Below are 23,741 nucleotides of genomic sequence, written 5' to 3'. Positions count from 1 at the left end.
GACGAATCCTGGTATCGCCGCTGCCGCTGCACTGAAATCTCTGGCTGCCGAGCCGAGAATTTCCGTCGATTTGCCATCCTCTGCTGATTCCGCACAACATGTGCGAGACGGAATGCGCGTCACTGCACTCTGCTCGTGATGCAATAGTCCGACTTCTGCTCTGCCTCAGATCAGGCGGGACGGCGAAAACCTCCGAGACCCAAGGGAAGGGCAACGCGGCACGCAAGGATCTCGTCTATTAGGTCGGCGTAGCCTTCCTGCACTTGCGCGAAACGCAGAGCTGCGTTGTGTGTTTCGTCCGCGCTGCGGCTGTGCCTAAGGGTCCATTGCACCTGAGCGTACGTATCGGCGACGTGGCTGATCACCTCACCAAGCGAATGCGTATGGCGGCGCGCGGCGGCGGGGCGGGGTAGGTGCAGGGCCGACCAATCATCGATCAGCGTAATAACGACCACGATGCGGTCACGGATCGCTATTTCATCGAAATCGGCAGGTCGACATGTGATCGAAGATGCCGCCGTGAACAGCGTGGAATGGAGATCTGCGAGCTCACGGGCCGATTCGATCAGCGGCGAGCGACCCGTCAGCGCTCCAGAAATGGAAAGCAGCAGCTCCCGCGCATCCAGCAAACCTTCAGCGCGACTGGTGATAGGCACTCGATCAGAGATCTTTCGAACGCAGGCGTTAGGTGACCGTGCTACAACTTTCATAGTATAACCGCCTCGTCGGCGCAGTTGAACCCTGTCGAATACATATCATTGAGAGTTTTGACTAATCGCATATAGATTTCTGGCCTGATGTTGTCGAGTGAATATCTGTACCCGCGTTCGCAAGAGTGCACGGAATGAGGTGTACTTCCGCTTTCGGCGGGCCTTCGGCTGGTCGCACAGCGAGGAGGTATAGGCCATAGTATTCGAGCAGCGGATCGGTGACTGTTGCCACGGCTGGTAAATCGCCTATCGGATGACAATCCTCCAACTCGGCATCGATGATCTTGATTCGGAGTCGATTGTGTCAGCACTTCCAACGGACACATCCGAACCAGAATGGCGGGTCTACGGGGCCTCTCCGGCTCCGACGCGGACGCTCGGCGCTCGCGTTCTCCTAGGCCAGATAACCATCCGCGCTGAACAACTAAGGTCTGTCAGCTCACCGTTCAACCACCAGGGCGCTGCGATTCAGCACCACCCAATATTGGTCGTCGTAACCCAAGTAGCCGCCGTTGGTCTCGTACGCATCGTAGCCTCGTGCCGCAGCAAACCGGCCGAGGTCAGAATTCACCCACCACGCATCCGACAACTTCTGAAGGCGAGCCACAACATCAGGGGTCTGATCAACAGCCTCAAGCCGTTGCCTCTCCGCCGACAACTGTGACACCCACGTAGAATGTTCGGCATAGAGACTGCGTGAGTGAGTGATTCGGGCGTCAGGCCGGAGCGCCATCCGGATAACGCCGGCCGGATTTCCGTCCGCATAGTGCTGCGCCACCTCACGCATCGTAGTCACATAGGTGCCGTTGCCGGAGATGATTCCCTCGGCCGCCAGCCCCGGGAAATAGGGGCCGCTCTTGAATTCCTCAACGAAACGCGGGTCGGTCACGCCGCGGAAGAACTCGCGTCCCCCGGCCGCGACAACCGCATCCACCCCATGGGAGTCGGCTAACGCCGGGAGTCGATCGTAGCCCTGTAGGCGGTAGATCTCTCCAAGCCCAGGATCGCTGATCTCATCCAGAGACCTGCGCAATTTACTGCGAATGTAGGAGACGTTCATGGTCTCGCTGAGATCGCGACCCTTGGAGTAGTTTGAATCTGATACCAGCCGTGCCGATGCGACTGAGTTCACGGACAATCCGACGGAGAATTCGGCGAAGTTCTGTGGCCTGTCGGCGAGTTCGAAGGCGCGCACCGCGACTCTGAGTTTGTCGGTGAAGGGTGGAATCCCACCACGGTGTTCACCGCTCCGGACGATGGCCGTTGCGAGACGCTTCTTAGCCATCATCAAGGCATTTCCGAAGGAGTGGATCAATACCACCTGCTATTTGTGCCCAAAACGACCGACTTGGCTGTCGGCTTCCGGTAGATACCAGACGCATCCGGCGTACGCCAGGCGCGCCCGCCCTACACCCGCTGCCTCAGCAGATGATTATCAGAGTCTCCGGTCTATCGCCGAAGCTCCGACGTCCCAACCACGGGAAGGTGCAGGCGTCCGTCAGGCTCCTTTAACACAAGTCGGAAACTCGTCGCATCGCGGCGAACCGGTTTGGATCAGTCCGGTAGAACGGCCGGTGCCCGGTAGAGGTCGACTGCGCTCGCGAGAGAGCGTCCTGGTAGCGCCTCCAGGCCGATCTCTGCTGCCGATTGATATTCGTTCCCGCCTGTCGATTTGTGCTCGTCGAGTATCGCGACCGCTCTCCTGTTGGGGACGTAGATGTCGTGTTGCACTCCCGATCGATGGAGGGCGGCGGCGAATTGTTCACCGTCAGAGCGGGATCCGCCGGAGAGCAGGACTATCGGGCTGTCGGGTAGGGCGGTGCGGGCGGCGCGGAAGTTCTCGTCCCGCAGCGTGTGGGATGCGAGTGTCGGCGCGTCGACTTTGGCGGTTTTCGCGCCGCCGGGGGTGTTGACGTCGAGGTAGAAGCCTCCTTCGGGATTCGCCGGTGCGACAACGTAGATCACTCCTTCGGGCGCGTCGTGGGCCCAGGGGGCGGGCTCCGGCGGTCCGGCCGGTTCCCAGTGGGGTGAGGTGCCGTCCGTGGGAGTGATACGGCGAACCGGGACGACGTGTTTGTCGGCCAGCCGCTCTGGCATTCGCGCCCATTCGGCGAGCCGCCATTCCTCGGGTCGGCCGTTGGCCAGCCCCGAGGGATAGAAGACCCCGAACACCTTGCCGTGCTGATCGGCGGTCAGCCCGTGGTCGGACGCGATCAGCGGTGTGCTGGTTACTTGGTGGCCGGCGAATCGGATCGAGGTGGCGTGTTCGCCATCGAGCAGCTTGTGTCCACGCCCGCCCGCTACGATGACGCCCCTGTATTTGGTGAACCATCCCGCCAGCCCGCGCGCCTCCGTGCCGACCGCGGTCGCGAGCTTGCCGCACGCTTTGGTCAGCACGACGCCCACGTTCGCAGCACTCATCCGGCACCTCCCGCAGGCAAGTATGCCGAACCGTCGAAAATGGTTGTCCCGCTGTTATTCCCAGTAGCGGCTGCCAGTCATTCACGGTGCTGGTTGCCGGGTTCTGGGAAATTCTCCAGCGTTGCCGCGATTCGTGTCAGCGCTGCGGGGGAGGTCATTTGCCAGTGCGAGGCGGGCAATGGGTGTACGGCGATGGTGCCGTCTATCGCTGTCGACCAGCTGTGCGCGCCCGTTTGATCGATGCCGTTTCTGGCCGCGAAATACACTACGTCGCCGTGGAATCGGCGGCGGGGACGATAGGTCAGGGCGATGGTGGCTGACCGGAGTGCGGAGTGCAGGACGGTCCGGAGGCGGTCCGAGTCGAATGCGGACAGGGGGTGGGGGAGGAGTTCGGGGTGGCGGATGAAGTGATCGAGGTCCAGGTTGCCGTGATAGGGGGCGGAATCGCCACGGAGTTCGTTCAGTACGTCGGTGAGGGTAGGCCGGCTCGGGCGCCGGTGCCTCGGCAGACGAGAGTGCAGGTAGCTGTCCATCATGGCCAGGAGGGCGACTTGTTCGCCCGCGTTTTGCAGTTGGATCGCGATGGCGTGCGCGAGCTGGCCGCCGAGGGACCAGCCCAGCAGGTGGTAGGGGCCGTGGGGTTGTATCGAGCGGATTTCGGTGACGTAGTGCCGGGCCCATTCTTCGATGGAATCCGGGACCGGACGGCCGGTGAGGGCAGGCGACTGCAATCCGTAGACTGGGGCGCCGGAGGCGAGTTGGACGCCGAGACCGGCGTAGGACCATGCCAGGCCGCTGATCGGGTGGATGCAGAACAGCGGTGGCGCAATGGAATCCGGTCGGCCGGGGTGCAGGAGTAGCAGCGGTTCCAGTTCAGTGTCGAACCGCGCCTCGGTCACCGCGTCTGCGGGGTCGGCGGTGGTCAGCCGGGCTGCGATGCCGGCGGGGGTCGGTGTGGTCATTACCCAGACCACCGGCACGTGGGTGTCGGCGACAATGCTCAGGCGGTTGGTGAGTGCCGCGGCCGACAGCGAGGTGCCGCCGAGCGCGAAGAGATCGTCGTCCATGCCGATGCGTTCCACGCCGAGTTCGGCGGCGAAGGCCGCACAGATCATCTCCTCCAATTCGGTGGCAGGAGCGCGGTATTCGCGTTCCTCGACGATCGGGGCGGGCAGTGCCGTGCGGTCGATCTTGCCGGTCGCTGTCAGCGGCAGGTCGTCGAGGACGATGATGGCCGCGGGCACCAGAGGGGCGGGCAGGTGCCGTGCCGCGTGGTCGAGGAGGGTGCGCGGATCCGTGACATGGTTCGCCGCGGGCAGCAGGTAGGAGACCAGAATCTGTGCCCCGGTGGCGGTTTCGCGGGCCAGGGTCGTCACGAACGAGACTTCCGGCCGGGCTCCGAGCACCGCGTCGATCTCGCCGAGCTCGATCCGAAGTCCGTTGATCTTGACCTGGAAATCGCGGCGGCCCAGGTGTTCCAGTTCCCACCTCGGACTCGGTTGGGCGACATCATCTGTGGTCTGCGCTGGTATCCACCGTGCCAGGTCGCCGGTGCGGTACATGCGGGCGCCGGGCGGCCCCCAGGGCGTGGCGACGAATCGGTCTGCGGTCAGTGCGGTTCGATTGTGGTAGCCCCGGGCCAGTCCGGGACCGGCCAGATACAGTTCGCCGGTCACCCCTGGCGGCACCGGGTTCAGGCGAGAATCCAGGACCAGTGCGGTCATTCCCGTGATGGGTGTGCCCAGGGTAGGCCGGTGGCCGGTGGGCACTTCGTGGCTGGTGGCGAGGATGGTGGCCTCGGTGGGGCCGTAGTAGTTGATGCAACGCTTGCCGGGTTGCCACTCGGCGAGTAGTTCGGCGGTCAGCGTGTCGCCTCCGGTGGCTACCATGATCAGGTCGTCGAGGCCGTCGGGTTCGAGGGTGGCCAGAACGCCGGGGGTGAAGATCGCGTGGGTGACCCGCTCGCTGTGGAGCAGTTTGTACAGGTCGGTGCCGCCGATCACGGTGGGCGGGGCGATGATCAGGGTCGCCCCGGCGGACAGCGCGGTCAGCCATTCCAGGACCGAGGGGTCGAAGCTGGGGGAGAAGCCGTGCAGCACACGGTGCGAGGGCTGCACCGGCAGGCGCTCCACGCAATCGCGCACCAGCGGCTCGAGTCCGGCGTGGGTGACGAGAACACCCTTGGGCAGGCCGGTCGATCCCGAGGTGTAGATCAGATAGGCGGGATGGTCCGCGCGCAGTGGTGTGCGGCGCTCGCGGTTGGTGACCGGTGTCGCGGCGGAGGCCGCGCACGCGTCGAGCAGTTCCGCAGAGTCGGTCGCGATCCAGGTCACCGTGCCGGGTAAGGCGCCGAGACCGGCGGTGTCGGTGATACCGAGCGCCACACAGGAATCGGTCACCATGTAGGCGATACGATCCGCCGGATAGGTGATGTCGACGGGCAGGTATGCCCCACCCGCTTTGGCGACGGCCAGGACCGCCACCAGCAGTTCGTAGGAGCGCGGCAGCGCAATGGCGACCAGCGTCTCCGGCCCCACCCCGCGTTCGATCAACACCCGGGCCAGCTGTGAGGAAGCACCGTCGAGCTCTCCGTAGGTCCGCGAACGGCCGGCGCAGCGGATGGCCAGGCGTTCGGCGCCGTGCCGCAGCCCGCGGGTGAGCAGTTCCGGTAGCAGCGTGGTCGATTCGGCGGCGGGCCCGGACATGTGGGTGAGTTGATCGTGTTCGGCCGGGTGGAGCAGGTGTGCACGGGCCACCGGCAGGTCCGGTTCGCGTAGTACGCGGGTCAGCAGCGAGTGCAGGCGTCCGGTCAGCTCGGCGGCGAAGCCGGCGGGCAGACTGTCGCGGCGGCCTTGCACTCGCATACGCAGCGAGGTGTCGAGTTCGGCGATGACGGCGACCGGATAGTGACTGAAGTTGACGCCGTCGATGTCCACCACCGACAGTTCGTTCAGGATCGCCTGCGATTGCCGGAACGAGTCCAGATCGACGGGGTAGGACTCGAAAGCCACGATGGTGTCGAACAATTCGCCGAGGCCGTTGCCGTGCCGGATATCGGCCAGGCCCAAATACTGGTGGTCGACCAGCGCGCCCTGTTCGTTCTGCAAGCGGCCCAACAGCGTGCGCACGCTCCAGTCCGGATCGAAGCGTACCCGCACGGGGATGGTGTTGACGAACATGCCGACCATGTCGCCGATGGCGGACACCTGCGGGGGACGACCTGAGACAACGGCGCCGAAAATGACGTCGCGCCGATCGGTGTAGCCCGCTAGCAGTAGACCCCACACGGCTTGGATGAGAGTGTTCGGGGTGATCCTGACGGCCGCGCACAAGTCGTGCAACGCCGCGGTCTCGGCGGGTGAGAGCTCGAATCCATGCTCGTCGAACCCGCTCCCCGGCTGATCGGGCCGTATGAGGCTCGAGGCGAGCCGGGTCGGCTCGGCACCGTCGAGCGCCGACCGCCAGATCGCCTCGCCCACAGTGCGATCCCGGCGCGCGAGCCACCGATGGTAGGCACGCAGTTCGGGCGCGGCGGGCAACCCCGGCAGTTCGCCATGCACGCTGTAGCCGATCAGCAGTTCTCGCATGAGGAGCGGAATCGACCAGCCGTCGAGCACTAGATGATGGGCGCAGAGCACCAGGTGGATACGTCCGGATTCGGTGCGGTACACGGTGAATCGCAGGAGCGGCGGCGTCGCGGGGTCGAAGCGCCCGGCACGGTCGGCGGCGAGCAGAGCGGGCAGGTCGGCGTCCGCGATCTCGGTGAACTCCTGCCAGGGCAGCGCGACGGTTTCCGCGATCACTTGCAGCGGGGTGCCGTCGACGGTGCGGACGAACGCCGCACGCAACGCCTCGTGGCGGTTCAGCACCGCCGATGCCGCGTGCCGCAATCGATCGGCGTCCAGACGGCCGGACAGTTCCACCGACAGTTGCAGAACGTAGTCGTCGGCCACCACCCCGGAAGCGTCGCTGAGGAACAGCATCCCGGCTTGCAGCGGTGTCACGGGCAGCACCTGCGACAGTCCCGGATAGATCTCACGCCATTGGGTCATGTCGGCGTCATCGACCGTTACGAGGTCGAGGTCGTCGTCGGATTCCAGCTCTTGTTGTCTCGCACGTGGATCCACCACGGCGGCCACTCGGGCCAGTCCCGCCACGGAGCGGTGCTCGAAGACATCGCCCGCGGTGAAGAGCAGCCCGCGCGCGGCGGCCAGTGACACCAGCCGGATCGATCCGATGGAGTCGCCGCCGAGTCCGAAGAAGTCGTCGTCGGCGCCGATCGGGTGCGCGCCCAGCACCTCGGTGAAGATTGCGGCCAGCAGCTGTTCGGACGCGGTGACCGGGTCGCGGAAGGCGGTGCGCTGGAACTCCGGTCGTGGCAACGCGTTTCGATCCAGTTTGCCGTGCGCTGTCGCCGGCAGTTCCGTCAGCATCGTGAATGCCGCGGGCATCATGTAGGACGGCACTTTGGCGGCCAGCGCCGGCCGGACCGTATCGGCTGCGAGCGTGGTGCCAGGTGCGGCCACCAGGTAGGCGACGAGTCTGTCGGCGGCGGTGATCGGATCGCTGTGGACGGTTACGACGGCCTGTGCGACGCCCGGCAGGCTCCGCAGGGCGGTTTCGATCTCGCCGGGCTCGATCCGGAACCCGCGTAGCTTCACCTGGAAATCGCTGCGGCCACGATATTCCAGCGCTCCGGATCGGTTGCGTGCCACCAGATCACCGGTGCGATACATCCGGGCGGACGGCTCGTAGGGGTTGGCGACGAACCGGTCGGCGGTCAGTCCGGCACGACCGAGATAGCCGCGCGCCAGTTGCGCCCCAGCCAGATACAACTCGCCCACCACGCCGGGCAGTACCGGGCGCAGGCGGTCGTCGAGTACATAGACTCGGCAATTCCATTGCGGTGTACCGATCGGCACCGAGGTGACGTCGGTATCGGTCACTCGATGCGCAGTGATCGACACCGCGGCTTCGGTCGGACCGTAGAGGTTGTGTAGTTCGACGCCCGGATTGGCGGCGCGGAACCGTTGCGCCAGTTCCGCTGGCAATGCCTCGCCGATGGACAGTACCCGGCGCAGCGAATCCGGCAGCGTCCCTTCGGCTTCGGTCACCAGCGCGGTCAACATAGCGGGCACGGTGTGTAGGGTGGTCACCCGTTCGCGGGACATCAGTGCGAGCAACCTGGCAGGGTCGCGGTGGTCGTCAGGCCCGGACAGCACCAGCCGTGCGCCCGCGGTGGCGGCCGACCAGAATTCCCACACCGACAGGTCGAAAGTCGCGGCGGTCTTCAACAAGGTGACATCATCCGAACCCAAGTCGAATGCTGTTCTCTTCCAAACCAATTGGTTGACAACAGCGGCGTGGTGGACGGCCACACCCTTGGGTCGGCCGGTCGATCCGGAGGTGAAGATGACGTAAGCGGTGTGCGCGCTGCGCAGGGGCGTTCGGCGTTCCGCGTCGCTGATCGGTCCGGCATCGAGGAAATCCAGGTTCAGCCGGTCCAGGTGCACGAGCGGCGCCAGGTCGGTGGTGAATCCGGTGTCGGTATCGGTGAGGACGCAGACCGGTGCGGCGATATCGAGGATATGGGCGGTGCGTGTTGCGGGCTGGTCGGGGTCGATCGGCACGTACGCGCCGCCCGCGACCGCGACCGCGTACATGGCGACCACCAGGTCCACCGACCGCCGCAGGGCCAGCACCACGCGCCGTTCGGGGCCCACGTCCATCGCAATCAATTGCCGGGCGAGTCGATTCACTCGTGCGCCGAGTTCGGCGTACCTGATCGATCTGCCGTCGGCACCGATCAGCGCCACCGCGTCCGGCGTGGCCGTCATCGTCGCGGCGAGCAGGCCGGGCAGCGTGTCGGGGCCGGGCACCGGGTGCGCGGTGGCGTTCGCATCCACCAGCAGCGTCTGCCGCTCCCGGGGTTCGAGTATTTCCACCGTGCCGATTTCGCGGCCTGGCTCGGCGGCGATTGCGCGCAGCAGTCGCTGGAAGCGCTCGGCGATGGTGGTCACGGTGTCCGCGTCGAACAGGTCGGCGGCGTAGGTGACAACGCCCGTGATGCCCTGTGCCGTGCCGGTCGGGTCGTAGTCGTCGGCGATGATCCAGTGCAGATCGAATTGGGATTGCGCGAAGTCGAGATCCAGTGCGGCGACCGCCAGTTCGGGCAGCTCGAGCCGGGCCGGGGCGAGGTTCTGGAACGAGAGCCCGACTTGGAACAGCGGATGCCGGGCCGTGGAGCGCTCCGGTGCCAGCAGGTCGACCAGCCGTTCGAAGGGGATGTCGGCGTGCGCGAGGGCCGCGATGTCGTCGTCGATCTGCCGGGCCAGCAGCTGGTCGAATGGTTCGCCGGGGTCGACGCGGGTGCGGAAGACCAGGGTGTTGACGAACATGCCGATCAGGTTGTCGAGTTCGGGGTGGTCGCGGCCCGCGGCGGGGGTGCCGATCGCGATGTCGGTACTGCCGGACAGCCGTGACAGCAGCACCGCCAAAGCGGTGTGAACCACCGTGAACAGCGTCGCGTGGTGAATGCGCGCCAGTTCTCGCAGCGCGTGGTGGGTCGCCGCGTCGATGCGTACGGGAACCTGTCCGCCCGCGAATGATTGGATCGCCGGGCGGGGGCGGTCGGTTGGCAGGTCCAGTTGATCGGGCAGGCCCGCCAGGGCTTGGCGCCAGTAGGTGATCTGCTGGTGGGCAAGGGATTCCGGATCGGTTTCCGATCCGAGGATCTGGTGCTGCCACAGCGTGTAGTCGGCGTATTGCACCGGGAGGGGAGTCCAGTCCGGCAGCGAGCCGGCGGTGCGGGCGGCGTAGGCGGTGACCAGGTCGCGGGTCAGCGGTCCGAGCGAAGCGCCGTCGGCAGCGATGTGATGCACGACCACGGCGAGGACATGCTCGGTCGAGCCGGCCGATCCGAACAGCGCGATCCGCAATGGGACTTGCGTGGTCACGTCGAACGTTGTCGATAGGAAGGCCGTGAGCGCCGCTGGGGTATCGGCGGGGAGTACGGTGCGCTGTTCGAGCGCGGCGGGGTACGACTCGGGCGGCAGAATCACCTGCACCGGTCCGGCGGCACTCTGCGGGTAGATGGTGCGCAGGACCTCGTGCCGGGCCATGACATCGCCGATAGCGGCCTGGAGCGCGGAAATATCCAGGGTGCCGGTGAGCCGGATGGCGATCGGCACGTTGTAGGCGGTGGCGGTGGTGTCGAACTGGTTGAGGAACCACATACGCCGCTGTGCCGGCGAGAGCGGGATGTGTTCCGGGCGTGGGCGTGCGGTGAGTGCGGGCCGATCGCCTTGTCCGCGTAGCGGTTCGAGGGCGGCAGCCAGTCCGGCAACGGTGGCGTCGTCAAAGAACAGGCGCGCGGGGATGCGCGCGCCGATCGACGCGCCCAGTTGTGCGGCGGCCTGGGTGGCCAGCAGCGAGTTTCCGCCGCGGATGAAGAAGTCGTCGTCGGCTCCGATCGGGTCCGTGACGCCCAGCACTTCGGCGTACACCGTGGCCACCAACTGCTCCAGCTCGCCTGTGGGAGTGCGGAATTCGATGGTCCGCAGTGTCGGAGCGGGCAGTGCCGCCCGGTCGAGTTTGCCGGCCGGGGTCACCGGGATGGTGTCGAGAACGGTGATGGTGGTGGGCACCATGTGCGCGGGCAGTTGCCGTGCGACGGCGGTACGAAGCTCTTCGACGTCGACCTCTGCATCCCCGGTGGGATGGACGTAGGCGGCCAGCAAAACCGCGCCCGCGGTGGTCTCGTGGACGATCGTGACGGCGAAGTCCACATTGTCGTGGGCCGCCAGGATCGCGTCGATCTCGCCGAGCTCGATTCTGAAGCCCCTGATCTTCGCCTGGAAGTCGTTGCGGCCCAGGTATTCCAGCTGCCCTGACAGTGTTCGCCGGACCAGGTCCCCGGTGCGGTACATCCGTGCTCCGGGCAGTCCGAACGGATCAGCGGGGAAACGGTCTGCGGTGAGCCCCGGCCGGCCGAGGTAACCGCGCGCGACTTGGACGCCTGCCAGGTAGAGTTCGCCGGCCACTCCGGCGGGTACGGGCGCCAAACGCGCATCGAGCACGTAGGCGTGCACGCCCGGCAGGGGCGTCCCGATGGTGACCGGTTCGCCGGGGGTGAGCGCCACGAAGGTGTTGGCGACGGTGGCCTCTGTCGGGCCGTAACCGTTGACGAGTCGGCGGGTGCGGCGGCCCGCGATCGGAGTAACCCAGCGCCGGGCCAGTTCCGGTGGGCAGGCTTCTCCGGCGACGCACACCACCCGCAGCCGGTCCAGGCCCTCGGGGTCCACCGACAACAGCGTGGAGGGGGTCATGATCGCGTGCGTGACCCGTTCGCGGCGCAGCAGTTCGGCCAGTTCGGCGCCGCCGAACACGGTCGGCGCGGCGACGACCAGGGTGCCGGCGCCGGTGAGCGCCAGCAGCGTTTCGGCCATCGACATGTCGAACGACGGTGAGGCGAAACGCAGCACTCGTGGTGTGGCGGCGCCGTGCAGTACTTCTCGCTGTCCGGCAGCGTAATTCGATACTCCGGCCTGGTTCACGACCACGCCTTTGGGGCGCCCGGTGGAACCGGAGGTGTAGATCACCCAGGCGGCGTGGTCGGCGCGCAGCGGGCGTACGCGGTCGGCGTCGGTGATCGGTTCCGCCGAAAGGTTCTCCGAGTCCGCGGTGAGCGCGGCGGCGGAGATCGGCAACCATTCGACGGCGCCGGGGAGGTCGGCCTCGATGGCGTCCACAGTCAAGCCCAGGATCGCGCCGGCGTCGGTGACGGTGTAGTCGATGCGCTCCCGCGGGTAGCGCGGGTCGACCGGTACGAACGCGGCGCCGGTCTTGGCGACGGCCCAGACCGCGAGCACCGATTCGACCGAACGCGGAATCGCCAGTGCCACCACGTCTTCGGGTCCGATGCCGCGTGCGATGAGCAGCCGGGCCAACCGGTTGGACGCCTCGTCGAGTTCGAGGTATTCGAGCTCGGCCAGGGTGGTCTCGGCGTCGGCGAGGACCAGTGCCGTGCCGTCCGGGTTGGCCTCCACCGCCGCATCGATCAGCAACGGCAGCGTCCACAGCGGCGCGGGCGCGACGGCCGGGGCCACCCTGTCGACGGTGCGGATCTGCTGTTCGGCGGGGTCGAGGATGTCGATGTCACCGACCACAGCCGTGGCGTCGGCGGCGACGGCGGTCAGGACGCGTTCGAAGCGGCGGCCGAATCCGCGCACGGTCGCCTCGTCGAACAGTTCGGTGGCGTAGGTGAAGGTGATAGCGAGGTCGCCGGTGTCGCCGTCGGTTCCGGTCAACGGTTCGACCAGTACCGTCAGCTCGAATTTCGCGGGTGCTTCGCCGACGTCGACCAGTTCGGCGCGCAGGCCGGGCAGCTCCAGCTCGGCCGGATCGGCGTTCTCGAACGAGAGTGCCACCTGGAACAGCGGATCGGCGCCGGAGCGGGCCGGGGTCACCGCGTCCACGACCTGATCGAAGGGGACGTCGGCGTGCGCGAACGCGGCCAGATCCGTTTCCCGGGCGGCGGCTAGCACCTGCTGGAACGTCGCGGCGGGCGTCACCGTGGTGCGCAGGGTGAGGGTGTTGACGAACATGCCGACCAGATCGTCGAGCGCGCGGGCGCCGCGCCCGGCGATCGGGGTGCCGATAGCGATGTCGGTGCCGCCGGACAGCCGGGCGAGCAGCACCGCCAAGGCGGCGTGCACCACCATGAACAGGCTCGAATGCTGTTCGCGGGCCATCGTGTCCAAGCTTCGATGCACCGCGGTGGGCACCAGGAATCCGATGGACTTCCCGTGCGGGCTGGGCCGGGCCGAGCGCGGCCGATCGGTGGGCAAGGTGGCCGCGCCGGTGACGCCGTCGAGTTGTGCACGCCAGTAGGCCAATTGGCGGGCGGCGGTCGACTCGGGATCCTCCGGCGTGCCGACCACCGTGCGCTGCCACAGCGCATAGTCGGCGTACTGGACCGGCAGCGGGGTCCAGTGCGGCACGCTGCCGGCGCTGCGGGCGAGGTAAGCGGTGACCAGGTCGCGGGCCAGCGGAGCCATCGACATACCGTCGGCCGAGATGTGGTGTGCGACAACGACGAGCACATGCTCGTCGGCATGATCGGTGAGCAGCGCCAGCCGCACGGGCGGCTGTGCGGTCACATCGAATCCCTCGGTGACGAGGGCGGTGATCTGCGCGGTGATGTCGGCGGCGGTCAGTACGGGCAGTCCGTCGGGCAGCACCTGTGCGACGGTGCGGATCTCCTGCCGAGGCGGCTGTCCCGCGGCGACGGGATAGCGGGTGCGCAGGGCTTCGTGGCGTTGCAGCACGTCGGCCACCGCGAGGCGCAATGCAGGTACGTCCATTCGGCCCGAGAGCCGGATGGCCAGCGGCATGTTGTACTGCGTGCTGTCCGGGTCGAGCTGGTTGAGGACCCACATGCGTTGCTGTGCCAAGGACAGCGGGATGATGTCGGGCCGTTCGACCGCTGTCAGTGCGGGCGTGCCGGTCGTGGTTCGGTGTCCGGCGCGCGCCGCCAGCTCGGCGACGGTGGCTGCCTCGAACAGGTCGCGGACGCCGATCCCGGGTCCCAGCGATTCGGCGAGCCGGGTCACCACGCGCAGCGCCGACAGGGAATTGCCGCCGAGGGTGAAGAAGTCGTCGTCCGAGCCGACCGCAGCGACGCCGAGGACCTCGGCGAAGATCTCCGCGACGGCCGCTTCGGTCGCGGTCGCGGGCGGGCGGTGGGCGCGGGGCTGGAAGTCCGGTGCGGGCAGCGCCCGCCGGTCGAGTTTGCCGGTGGCGGTCAGCGGCAATTCGTCGAGAATCACGAAGTGGGCGGGGACCATATGGGCCGGCAGGGCGGCGGTGAGCCGCGCGCGCAGCTCGCGCGGCTCCGGCCGTGCGCCGGCGGCCACCAGGTAGGAGACGAGTGTGGTTGTCCCGGAGGGTGTTTCCCGTCCGACGGTGACGGCCGCGGCGACCCGCTCGTGGGTGGTCAGCACGGCGTCGATCTCGCCGAGTTCGATCCGGAAGCCGCGGATCTTGACCTGGAAGTCGGTGCGGCCCAGGTACTCCAGCGCCGGTCCGGTGTCCGTGCCCGCCGGATCGACCCAGCGCACCAGATCTCCGGTGCGGTACATCCGCTCCCCGGGCGCGCCCCATGGATGGGCCACGAACCGCTGGGCCGTCAGCGCCGTCCGGGCGTGGTATCCGCGCGCCAGCGCAGGACCGGCCAGATACAGTTCGCCCGCGATGCCGGGCGGAGTGGGCTGCAGCCGGGTGTCGAGCACCAGCGCCCGCATGCTCGCCGTCGGGCCGCCGAGCGTCATGGGCTGCCCGGCTTCCAGTTCGGCGAAGGACGCGCTGATGGTCGTCTCGGTCGGGCCATAGCTGTTGATGTAGCGGCGGCCGGGCTGCCAGGCGGCGAGCAGGCCGGCGGTCGCGGCGTCGCCGCCGGTGGCGACGACCGCGAGCTCGTCCAGTCCGGCGGGGTCCACGGTGCCCAGCATGGGCGGGGTGATCATGATGTGGGTGACGCGTTCGGTGCGCAGCAATTCGTGCAGCGGCTCGCCGCCGAGCAGGTCCGGATCGGCGATCACCAGGGTCGCACCGGAATAGAAGGTGTAGAGCCATTCCTCGATCGACTGATCGAAGCTGGGGGAGCACACGTGCAGGAAGCGGTGCGCGGGTTCGATACCCAGCAGGTCCACGCCGGTTCCGGTCAGGTTCGCCAGCCCGGTGTGCGTGACCAGCACGCCCTTGGGCAGGCCCGTCGACCCCGAGGTGTAGATGAGATAGGCGGGGTGTTCCGGGCGCAGCGGCCGCCGACGCTCGGCGTCACCGATCGGCGCGGGCGAGCGCCGGGCGAGTTCGGCACGGGTATCCGGGTCGTCCAGGCACAGCCAACGCACCTCGCCGGACAGCCCGGCGGCGAAGCCCTCGAGCGAAACGCCCGTGACGGCGCCCGAGTCGGTGATCATGTGGCGGATTCGGTCGGCCGGATGGGTGGGGTCGATCGGGAGGAAGGCGGCGCCGGTCTTGGCGACCGCCCACACTGCGGCGACCATGTCGTAGCCGCGCCGCAGCGCCAGGGCGACAACGGTTTCCGGACCGGCTCCACGCTCGATCAGGAGCCGGGCCAGGCGGGAGGAATGGTCGTCGAGGTCGCCGTAGGTGATCGAGTAGCCCGCGGCCCGTACCGCGACGCGGTCCCGCCCCGAACGCAGCCCGTGGGTGAACAGCTCGGGTAGCAGCATGCCCGGCAGGGTGGGGGCGGGGCCGCTGATGCGGGTCAGCGTCCGGTATTCGTCGTCGTCGAGCAGGTGTAGTGCACCCACGGAGGAGTCGGGTGTGGTGTGCAACCGGTCGATCATTCGCACCAGCCGTTGCCCGAGGGCGGCTGCGGTGGCGTCGTCCACGGCGGCGCGGTGATGGAAGATCCGCACGCGCAGTTCGGTTTCCAGTTCTACTACCACCGACACCGCGTAGTGGCTGTTGGACACCGATCCGACGCCGTCGACGAGCAGGCCGTCCAGCGCGCCGCCGGCCGCACGCAGCCCTTCGGCGTCGATCGGATACGACTCGAACGCGAGCAGGGTGTCGAACAGCTCGCCGGCCCCGGCCGCCGACTGGATCTCGCCCAGTCCCAGATAGTGGTGTTCGAGCAGGGCGGTCTGCTCGGTCTGCAAGCGGCGCAGCACATCCCGCGCGGAGTCGGCGGGTGAGAATCGCACGCGCACCGGGATGGTGCCGGCGAAGAGCCCGACGATGTCCTCGACGCCGTCGAGCTGCGGCGGTCGTCCGGAGACCACCGCGCCGAACACCACATCGGTGCGATCGAGTGATCCGGCCAGGACCAGGGCCCAGGCGGTCTGCACGATCGTGTTGACGGTGACGCCGGTGGCCGCGGCGAAGGAGGTCACTCCCGCGGTGTGCGCGGCGTCCAATTCCAGGACGTGCGAGCCGATTTCGTGGTCGGTCGCGGCGGCGGGCGGCAACACCGGGACCAGCGCTGTCGGTTCGGCTCCGGCCAGGGCCGCACGCCAGGTATCCGCCGAGACGGCGTGGTCGCGGCGGGCGAGCCAGTGCAGATAGCCGCGGTACGGGCGGGGAGCGGGCAGCGCGGAGGCGTCGCCGCCGGTGGCGTAGAGAACCAGCAGATCCTTCACCAGCAGGGGGGAGGACCAGCCGTCGAACAGCAGGTGGTGGGTGGTCAGCACCAGCCGCGTCTGCCCGGATTCGGTGTGGTACACGGTGAATCGCAGCATCGGCGGGACTGCGGGGTCGAAACCCGCGCGCTGATCGGCGGCCAGTAGGGCGTCGACCTCGGCATCCGGGACGGCTTCGAGCACTCGCCACGGCACCGCGACGTCGTCGAGCACCAGCGCCACCGGCGACCCGTCGGTGGTGGCGGCGAAAACCGTGCGCAGAACGGCATGACGGCGTACGAGCGCCTGCGCGGCACGCCGCAACCGGTCGTGATCGACAACGCCGGACAGACGCAGCGCGAACTGGGTGACGTACGTGTCCGGTGCGCCGTCGGACAGTCGCAGATGGAACAACAGACCGGCTTGCAGCGGTGAGAGCGGAAGCACCTCCGCCACACTGGGATAGGTGTGCCGCCAGCCATCCAGTTCGGCCTGCGACACTCGCACCAGCGGGACGTCGGACGGTGTCAGGCCGCCTGCAGCCGGATCGGTGAGGTGTTCGGCCAGTGCGGTCAGGGCGGCGAGCCAATCCTGCGCCAGCTCACGGGCTTCCGGCTCGCCGAGCACTCCGGTGGCGTATTGGAAGGTGGCGCCCAGCCGTGGTCCGGCCGCGGTGTCGGTGACGATCGCGTTGATGTCGAGCACCAGGTCCAAGGGCATGGCCGGATCCTGATCAGGGGCCAGTTCGATGACCTCGTCGGTGGGCAGCCAGCTCGTTTCCACGCTGCCGCCGGTCAGCGCGGCCGACGCGACCCGGCCCAGATAGTTGAAGCCGATCTGGGCGAGGGGTGCGTCGAGCTCGGTGGCGGTGGCGGGGTTGAGATGGCGCAGCAGTCCGAACCCGATGCCTTTCGCGGGCACCGCGAGCAGTTGTTCCTTCACCGACTTCAGGAGTGCGGCAGCGGTTTCCGGCTGTTGAACGGCGGTGTCGACGCCGGTCAGGTCGAGCGCTACGGGGTAGACGGTGGTGAACCAGCCGACGGTCCGGGTCAGGTCGGCTCCCGGCACCGTGTCCTGTTCGCGCCCGTGGCCTTCCAGCCGTAGCCGGGTCACCGGAGCCTCGATGCCGCGGCGCGCGCGCCAGGCCCGGACCGCCACGGCCAGGGCTGCCAGCAGCCCGTCGGGGGCGCTCGTGCGATACAACGCCGGCAGGGCGGTCAGGAGTGGTTCTGTGATTTCGACGGGCACTTCGATGCTGAAGCGCCGGGCGGTCGCGGTGCGGTCGTGGTCCGGATCGAGCGGACGCGCGCCCAGCAGCGGATCCGGTGTCGCGAGCACCCGCCGCCAGTGATCCAATTCCCGCTGCCGGCCCGAATCGGTTGCGGCGGCGGACAATCCGTGAGCCCAGCGGCGGAACGAAGTGCCCACGGGCGGCAGCACGACCGGGCGATTGCCGACGTGTGCCGCCCAGGCCGCCATCAGGTCCGGGATCAGAATGCGCCAGGAGACACCGTCGATCGCGAAATGGTGGGCGACGATCAGCAGCAGATCCCCGGCTTCGGGCCGGCGCAGCCAGCCGAACGCGATCATCCGCCCGTCGATCGGATCCACCATGGCGGCGGTGGCGGCCGAGGCGGTGGCGGTGATCCGGTCCATCAGAGCCGGTGTGGTCGCGACCGGGACCTTCCATTCACCGATCAGGTCGTCGATCTCGGGTCCGTGCTCGACGACCTCGACACGCCAGCCGGCGTCGGTGTAGCGGACCGCCGCCCGCAGCATGTCGTGGTGGGCCAGGACGGCGGACAGGGTGCGGTGCAGGCCCACCCGGTCGATGCCGGCGGGCAGCGCCAGCACCATGCTCTGGGTGAAGGCGTGGACACCGCGTTCCAGCTGTGCGGCCAGCACCGGTGTCGGCGGGAGTTCGCCGATGCCGCCGCCGGGCAGTTCGTCCAGTGCCGGAACGGGATTCGCCGCGGCGGCGCGGGCGATCTCGGCCAGGCGCGCGACGCTGCGATGCTCGAACACCTCTTGCACCGACACGTCGATGCCGGCACTGCGGGCGCGTGATACCAGCTGGATGGACACGATGCTGTCGCCGCCGAGCGCGAAGAACGAGTCGTCCACCCCGACCCGCTCGAGCCCGAGAACCTCGGCGAACAACGCCGCCAGCCGGGCCTCCATCCCGTCGCGGGGGGCGCGGGACTCGATGGTCGCGAAGATCGGCGCGGGCAGCGCCGTCCGATCGATCTTGCCGTTGGCGGTCAACGGGAGCGCGTCGAGCACCTGCACGGTGGCGGGCACCATGTGGTCGGGCAGGATGCGCCGGGCGTGCGTGAGCACCTGTGCGGTGTCGAGGGTGCGCCCGGGAGCGGGCAGCAGGTAGGACGCCAGCCCCGTCGAGCCCGAGGGCAGCGTGACGCCCACGGTGATCGCGGTGTCCAGATCGGGGTGCCCAGCCAGCGCGGCGTCGACCTCCCCGAGTTCGATCCGATAGCCGCGCACCTTCACCTGGGAATCGGTGCGGCCCAGGAACTCCAGCGCGCCGTCGACGCGCTGGCGCACCAGGTCGCCGGTGCGGTACATCCGCTCGCCGGGTCGGAACGGATTGGCCACGAACCGCCCGGCGGTCAGGCCGGGGCGCCGCAGATAGCTTTCCGCCAGGCCGGCTCCGGCCAGGTACAGTTCGCCGGCCACTCCGTGCGGGCACAGGCGCAGGCTCGCGTCCAGGACGTATCCGGCCATGCCCGGGATGATCGAGCCAATGGTGATCGGGGCGTCCGGTTCGACTGCGCCGCTGGTGACCACGACTGTCGCCTCGGTCGGGCCGTAGGAGTGGAACAGTGCGCGCCCTGGTCGCGTCCAGCGCGTGACGAGTTCGGGTCCGAGTTTGTCCGCCCCGGTGACGACCACTCGCAGCTCGGGCAGCGCGGCGGGATCCAGGGTGCTCAGAAGTCCTGGCGTGCCCAGCAGATGGGTGACGCTCTCGCGACGCAGTAGTTCGGTCAGTTCAGGTCCGCTGCGCACTCCGGCGGGAGCCACCACCAGGGTCGCCCCGGCGGCGAAGGTGAAAAGTATTTCCTCCAAGGCGAAGTCGAAACTCGGGTTGATGTTGTGGGCCACCCGGGCGGGCGCTGTGACCTGGTATTCCTCGCGCCCCAGCGTGACCATCTGGTCGATGCCGGCATGCGTGACGACAACGCCCTTCGGCAGGCCGGTGGAACCTGAGGTGTAGATGATGTACGCCGGATGGGCCGCAGCGAGCGGGGCGGAACGGTCGAGGTAGGACGGCGTGTGCGCGGGCCTGCCGGCAAGCTGTTCCCGTACTGCGGGATCATCGATGACCAGCCAGTCCAGCGAGCCCCCGAGCGCTTCGCTGCCGGCGGCCACCGTAATGCCCAGCCGTGCCTGAGAATCCGCGAGCTGGTAGGCGATGCGGTCGGCGGGATGGCTCGGGTCGATCGGCAGGAAGGCGGCTCCCGATTTCGCGACCGCCCACAAGGCCAGCACCGATTCCGCCGAGCGCGCGATCCCGACGGCTACCACCGTTCCCGGTCCCGCGCCGCGTGCCAGCAGTTCATGCGCCAACCGCGAGGACCCCTCGTCTACTTCGCGGTAGGTGAGCGTGCGCTGATCGGCGGGCTTGCCGGTGGGGTTGTAGCGGATGGCCACCGCGTCGGGCGCGGCGGTCACCGCGCGAGTCAGGATCTGCCACAGTCGTGCGGCTCCCGGCCGTCGTCTGGAATTAGCGGCCCGACGACCCGACTGCATTGGTCTCCTCGAGGATTGAGCAAACGATTGTCACCAGTGCGTTCGGTTTCGCGGACGGCCGCTGGGACGAGAGCCTTAGCGGCTCGGTTGCTCGAACTCTAATCACCGGTCCGAACACTCGATTTCCCAGCAGTGGGAAGGGCTTTCGCCGCATTCTCGGCGGGTCGATACTCTGCCTGCCGGACAAAATCGTGCTCATAATCCGGAGAATGTTCATGTATCTCGAACTGCTGAACCAGGTGAATTCCTCCGATCCTCAGACGTGGGCTAAACCGGAAACCTGGAGCGCCGCTGTCGAATACACGAGCAAGCAGAAACTCAGGAGCGGCAGCGCCGTCTGGATTCTCGGCGCGCCGTGCCTTATCGGCGCTCTCGTCATGGCTGTCGGGTTCTACTTCTTGGTGAACAAGGACAAAAAGAACTGAACTGTAGCGCCCTGAACAGCGCTTACCGGTTTGGCCACGAGAAGTCCGGCAGTCGGCTTTCACGCCTGATCACCAAGGTGATTCGGCGTCAATTCGACTGTGACAATGTCGTTCTCGGCATCGAACGTCGTTCTCGTTCGAAGTCCGTTCAGCTCCGGGTCGGGTTGTGGATGGTCGGCACGGAAGAAGAAGCCGCGGCTTTCCCGGCGCGCCAAGGCGCTGAGTGCGTAAGACTCGGCGAGTATCAGCAACCCGGTATCGCTGCTGTGCGTGGCGGGGATCACTCGTCTGGTGTCCCGGCACCAATCGATGAATTCCATTGCGGCCCGTGCCGAGAAGCGATGGTCCTCGAATTCGTACAGCCGGCGACGGATGCTCGTGCGGAGGCCGCGGTCGCTCGCGGCGTTCCGTGCCGAGGGCACGTACAGCGGGTGATCGGGGTTCGGCGGCAGGTCCTTCAAAAGCTGTGCCAGTCGGCCGGAGCCGGCCAGGGCGATCGCCCAGGGGCGGCCGAGGATGGCGTCGGAGGCGAGGTCGTGGCGAGCCTCGCCGGTGACGTAGACGCCTTCGATCGTGGTGGCACCGTCGGTGTGTTCTACGCCGCCCATGGACAATCCGTAGATCGGTCCCAGCAGGTGGCGTTCCTCGCCGCGTGCATACGTATGCGGCACATGACCGTTGAATCGCCAGTACCGCTGGAAGATATCGAGATCGCGGCGCCGGTCGTCGAAGGTCGCGGAGGCGTCGGTGAGCCAGTCGGCGCGGTCGTCGCCCCGATAGAGGGTCGCGCCGTCCAGGTCCGGGGGATACAGGATGCGCCCAGCGGTCAGATCGCCGAGCGCGTGGCGCTGGGAGAATTCCAGATTGGTGAGCTCTCCACCAGCGGCGGCGAACACCCCGAGCATGGCCGCGGAGTTGGAGGTGTGAGAGTGGGGGAGCAGGCCGGAGTGACCGCCCGTCGCCAGCACCACCGCGGTGGCCTGGATCACCGCCGGGCCATGCGCTCCTACATAGGCCACACCGTGGCAACTCGATTGCGTCACAAGCAGATCGGTGACGCGGCCCTCGAGGATCCGGCCTCCGGCCGTGGTGATGTGCTTGTGCAGCAGGGTGATCGCGTGGTCACCGGCGCCCAGTCGCGGGAAAGGGCTGGGGTGCTGGGGGATCAGTATCGGACCGGCGACCTGGAGGGGGACCAGGCGTTCGAGTTCGGCGAGTTCGGTGGTCAGGTGGGCGCGCAGCAGCGACCCCAGCCGCGGGTGTCGCGTCGCGGTCTCGTCGGCCAGGACCGCTGACGGGTCGCCGGATCGCGTGGCCTCGATGAGTCCACGATCGAAAACCATTGCCGCCAAACGGGATACATTCGGCGTGTCTTCGTCTTGCGCGGAGATCAGAATGACGTCGACGCCGAGCTGGGTCAGCCGGTAGGCCAGCCAGGAGCCGGCGATCCCGGCCCCGATCACGACGGTGTGGGTGTGCAGCGGTTCGGAATGCGACATCGTTCAGTGCCGCTGGGTCTCGGTGTCGACGAGGGTGTCGAGCAGCGCCGCAGCGGCGCGGACGTCGCTGTCGAGCGGGCGATCCGGGTCGATGGGAGTGATGGTCTCGATCAGCTGGTCGATGATGGCCGCGCAGGCGGGGGCGGTCGGGCGGCGAGCGCCGACGTACACGGCTTGACGCAGGGCCACCGCCAGCGAACCGTGCAGCCAGCGCAGCGAGGTCGCGGTATCGAGCGCATTGAGCGCGGCCTGCGTGCCGAAGGGGATCACGTCCTGGTTGTGCCCGTTGGTCGGAATGCTCTGGATGGACGCGGGCATGGCAGTGCGGCGCATGTTCGCGAGGGTGGCGGTGGCGGCGAGTTGAACGCCTTGCACGCCATGCTGTTTGCCGGGTTCGGTGGCGAGCATGGGCGGCAGGCCGCCGTTGCGGTGCGGATCGACGAGCAGATCGAGCTGGCGTTCGGCGAGGTTGCCCATCTGCACCGCGCCCATGGTGAGCAGGTCGGCGACGAAGGCGACGGGTTGGCCGAAGAAGTTGCCGCCGTGCACGACGGTGTCCGTCTCGGGGAAGAACAGCGGGTTGTCGCTGACCCCGTTCAGATCGTCGGAGATCACGCGGCCCGAATGCAGCAGGCTGTTGCCGACCGCGCCCAGCAGGTGCGGGGCGCATCGAATGCTGTAGGGCTCCTGCAGAGATCGCGTACCGGTGGGAGTCGTTCCCGTCAACCGGGTACGCAGCCGTGCCGAGACCTCCGCGGCTTCGGCGTGCCCGAAGGCTTCGAGCAGCTCCGCCGACAGGAAGCCGGGATCGCAGCCGAGCAGGTCGACGAGCAGGGCGGTGAGGGCGATGGCGACCGAATGCGATCGGCGGATCGACGCCAGGGCCAGGCCCGCGGTCGCGGCGGTCACCGAGGTGCCGTTGACCATCGCAAGTCCGTCGCGGCCATCGAGGGCCAGCGGTGCCAGGCCGGCGACCGCGAGCGCCTCGTCCGCCGGGAGCCGCCGGCCGGAGACATAGGCGTGACCCTGGCCGCGCAGCGCCCCCGCCAGGTGGGCGAGCGGTATGAGATCGCCGCTGGCGCCCAATGATCCGAGGCGCGGCACGGCGGGGGCGAAATCGGTGCGCAGCATGGCGATCAGGGCCGCGGGTACCGCCTGTGAGACTCCCGATCGCCCTTGGGCCAGTGACCACAACCGTGCCAGTGCGGCCGCGCGCACCACGCGCTCGGGCAGATCTTCGCCTTGGCCCGCGGTCAGGTGGTACAGGATGTTGTCGCACTGATCGACAGGCAGATCACGGCCCGCGAATTCCACGAGCGGTCCGAAACCGGTGGTGCTGCCGTAGATCGGGGTGCCGTCCTGCAGTCTCTGTGAGACGAACTCGCGGCACAGATCGATCCGCTCCCACACCACGGGGGCGAGCTCGATCTCGGCAGGTTTCGCGACTCTTTCCAATAATTCCGGAGTCAGGCGCGCGGGGAGCCGGATATCGGCTCGCAGTTCGTTCATCGAGGCGGTTCGGGTGTTCACATTTTCTCCAGAACGGGGGTTGTGTAATGGATTTCAGAGAGTCGTGAATTCTGGTGAGAACCCCCCGCGGAGTCGGCCCTCGGTCCATCGGACGGGATCATCGAGCACGACGTAGGCGACGCCGCCCGGCCGGATCCGGGCCCGCTGCCAAGGCCGTGATCCTCGGCCACGACGCTGCCGGATCCGGTATGTCGTTCGGGGGACGGTCTCATCACGGGTAGTCCTTCGCTGGTGGAACGA

At 67.8% G+C, this 23,741-nt stretch carries 7 protein-coding genes; 1 reads left to right on the top strand and 6 read right to left on the bottom strand.

What is annotated here, in order from left to right:
- Positions 1 to 170: 170 nt before the first annotated feature.
- From NY1_RS37405 to NY1_RS37390, 4 genes are all read right to left on the bottom strand, one after another.
- Positions 171 to 656, bottom strand: coding sequence for a hypothetical protein (locus NY1_RS37405; RefSeq protein ID WP_067722048.1), 486 nt, complete (start codon positions 654 to 656; stop codon positions 171 to 173).
- A gap of 493 nt (positions 657 to 1,149) precedes the next feature.
- A complete protein-coding gene (locus tag NY1_RS37400) occupies positions 1,150 to 2,031 on the bottom strand; it encodes a hypothetical protein (protein ID WP_157762732.1) in 882 nt (293 codons plus the stop codon).
- A 233-nt stretch (positions 2,032 to 2,264) separates the two neighbouring features.
- Positions 2,265 to 3,116 (bottom strand): hypothetical protein, encoded by an 852-nt coding sequence (locus tag NY1_RS37395; RefSeq protein ID WP_067722044.1) that lies wholly within the window; start codon positions 3,114 to 3,116, stop codon positions 2,265 to 2,267.
- Between the two features lie 92 nt (positions 3,117 to 3,208).
- Positions 3,209 to 20,047 carry a non-ribosomal peptide synthetase gene (locus tag NY1_RS37390; protein ID WP_084536087.1) on the bottom strand — a complete coding sequence of 5,613 codons (16,839 nt, stop codon included), beginning with the start codon at positions 20,045 to 20,047 and terminating at the stop codon, positions 3,209 to 3,211.
- A gap of 215 nt (positions 20,048 to 20,262) precedes the next feature.
- On the opposite strand from NY1_RS37390, the gene NY1_RS43425 reads away from it, so the two are divergent.
- Positions 20,263 to 20,472: a hypothetical protein gene (locus NY1_RS43425; protein ID WP_157762731.1), complete on the top strand. Its 210-nt coding sequence runs from the start codon at positions 20,263 to 20,265 to the stop codon at positions 20,470 to 20,472.
- Between the two features lie 59 nt (positions 20,473 to 20,531).
- Here NY1_RS43425 and NY1_RS37380 read toward each other — a convergent pair whose 3' ends face one another.
- Together NY1_RS37380 and NY1_RS37375 are read right to left on the bottom strand one after the other, a co-directional pair.
- Positions 20,532 to 21,971 carry an FAD-dependent oxidoreductase gene (locus NY1_RS37380; protein ID WP_067722039.1) on the bottom strand — a complete coding sequence of 480 codons (1,440 nt, stop codon included), beginning with the start codon at positions 21,969 to 21,971 and terminating at the stop codon, positions 20,532 to 20,534.
- Between the two features lie 3 nt (positions 21,972 to 21,974).
- Positions 21,975 to 23,501 (bottom strand): HAL/PAL/TAL family ammonia-lyase, encoded by a 1,527-nt coding sequence (locus NY1_RS37375; protein ID WP_218028541.1) that lies wholly within the window; start codon positions 23,499 to 23,501, stop codon positions 21,975 to 21,977.
- Positions 23,502 to 23,741: the final 240 nt, after the last annotated feature.

This window comes from Nocardia yamanashiensis NBRC 100130 (assembly GCF_001613325.1).
In the GTDB taxonomy this organism is placed as follows: Bacteria; Actinomycetota; Actinomycetes; order Mycobacteriales; family Mycobacteriaceae; genus Nocardia; species Nocardia yamanashiensis.
The sequence above is the reverse complement of the archived record's forward strand: the minus strand, read 5'-3'. Positions and strand labels throughout refer to the sequence as shown.

Coding starts and splice junctions, on each gene's coding strand:
- NY1_RS37390 (WP_084536087.1), bottom strand. CDS start 20,047: ATGCAGTCGGGTCGTCGGGCCGCTAATTCCAGACGACGGCCGGGAGCC.
- NY1_RS43425 (WP_157762731.1), top strand. CDS start 20,263: ATGTATCTCGAACTGCTGAACCAGGTGAATTCCTCCGATCCTCAGACG.
- NY1_RS37380 (WP_067722039.1), bottom strand. CDS start 21,971: ATGTCGCATTCCGAACCGCTGCACACCCACACCGTCGTGATCGGGGCC.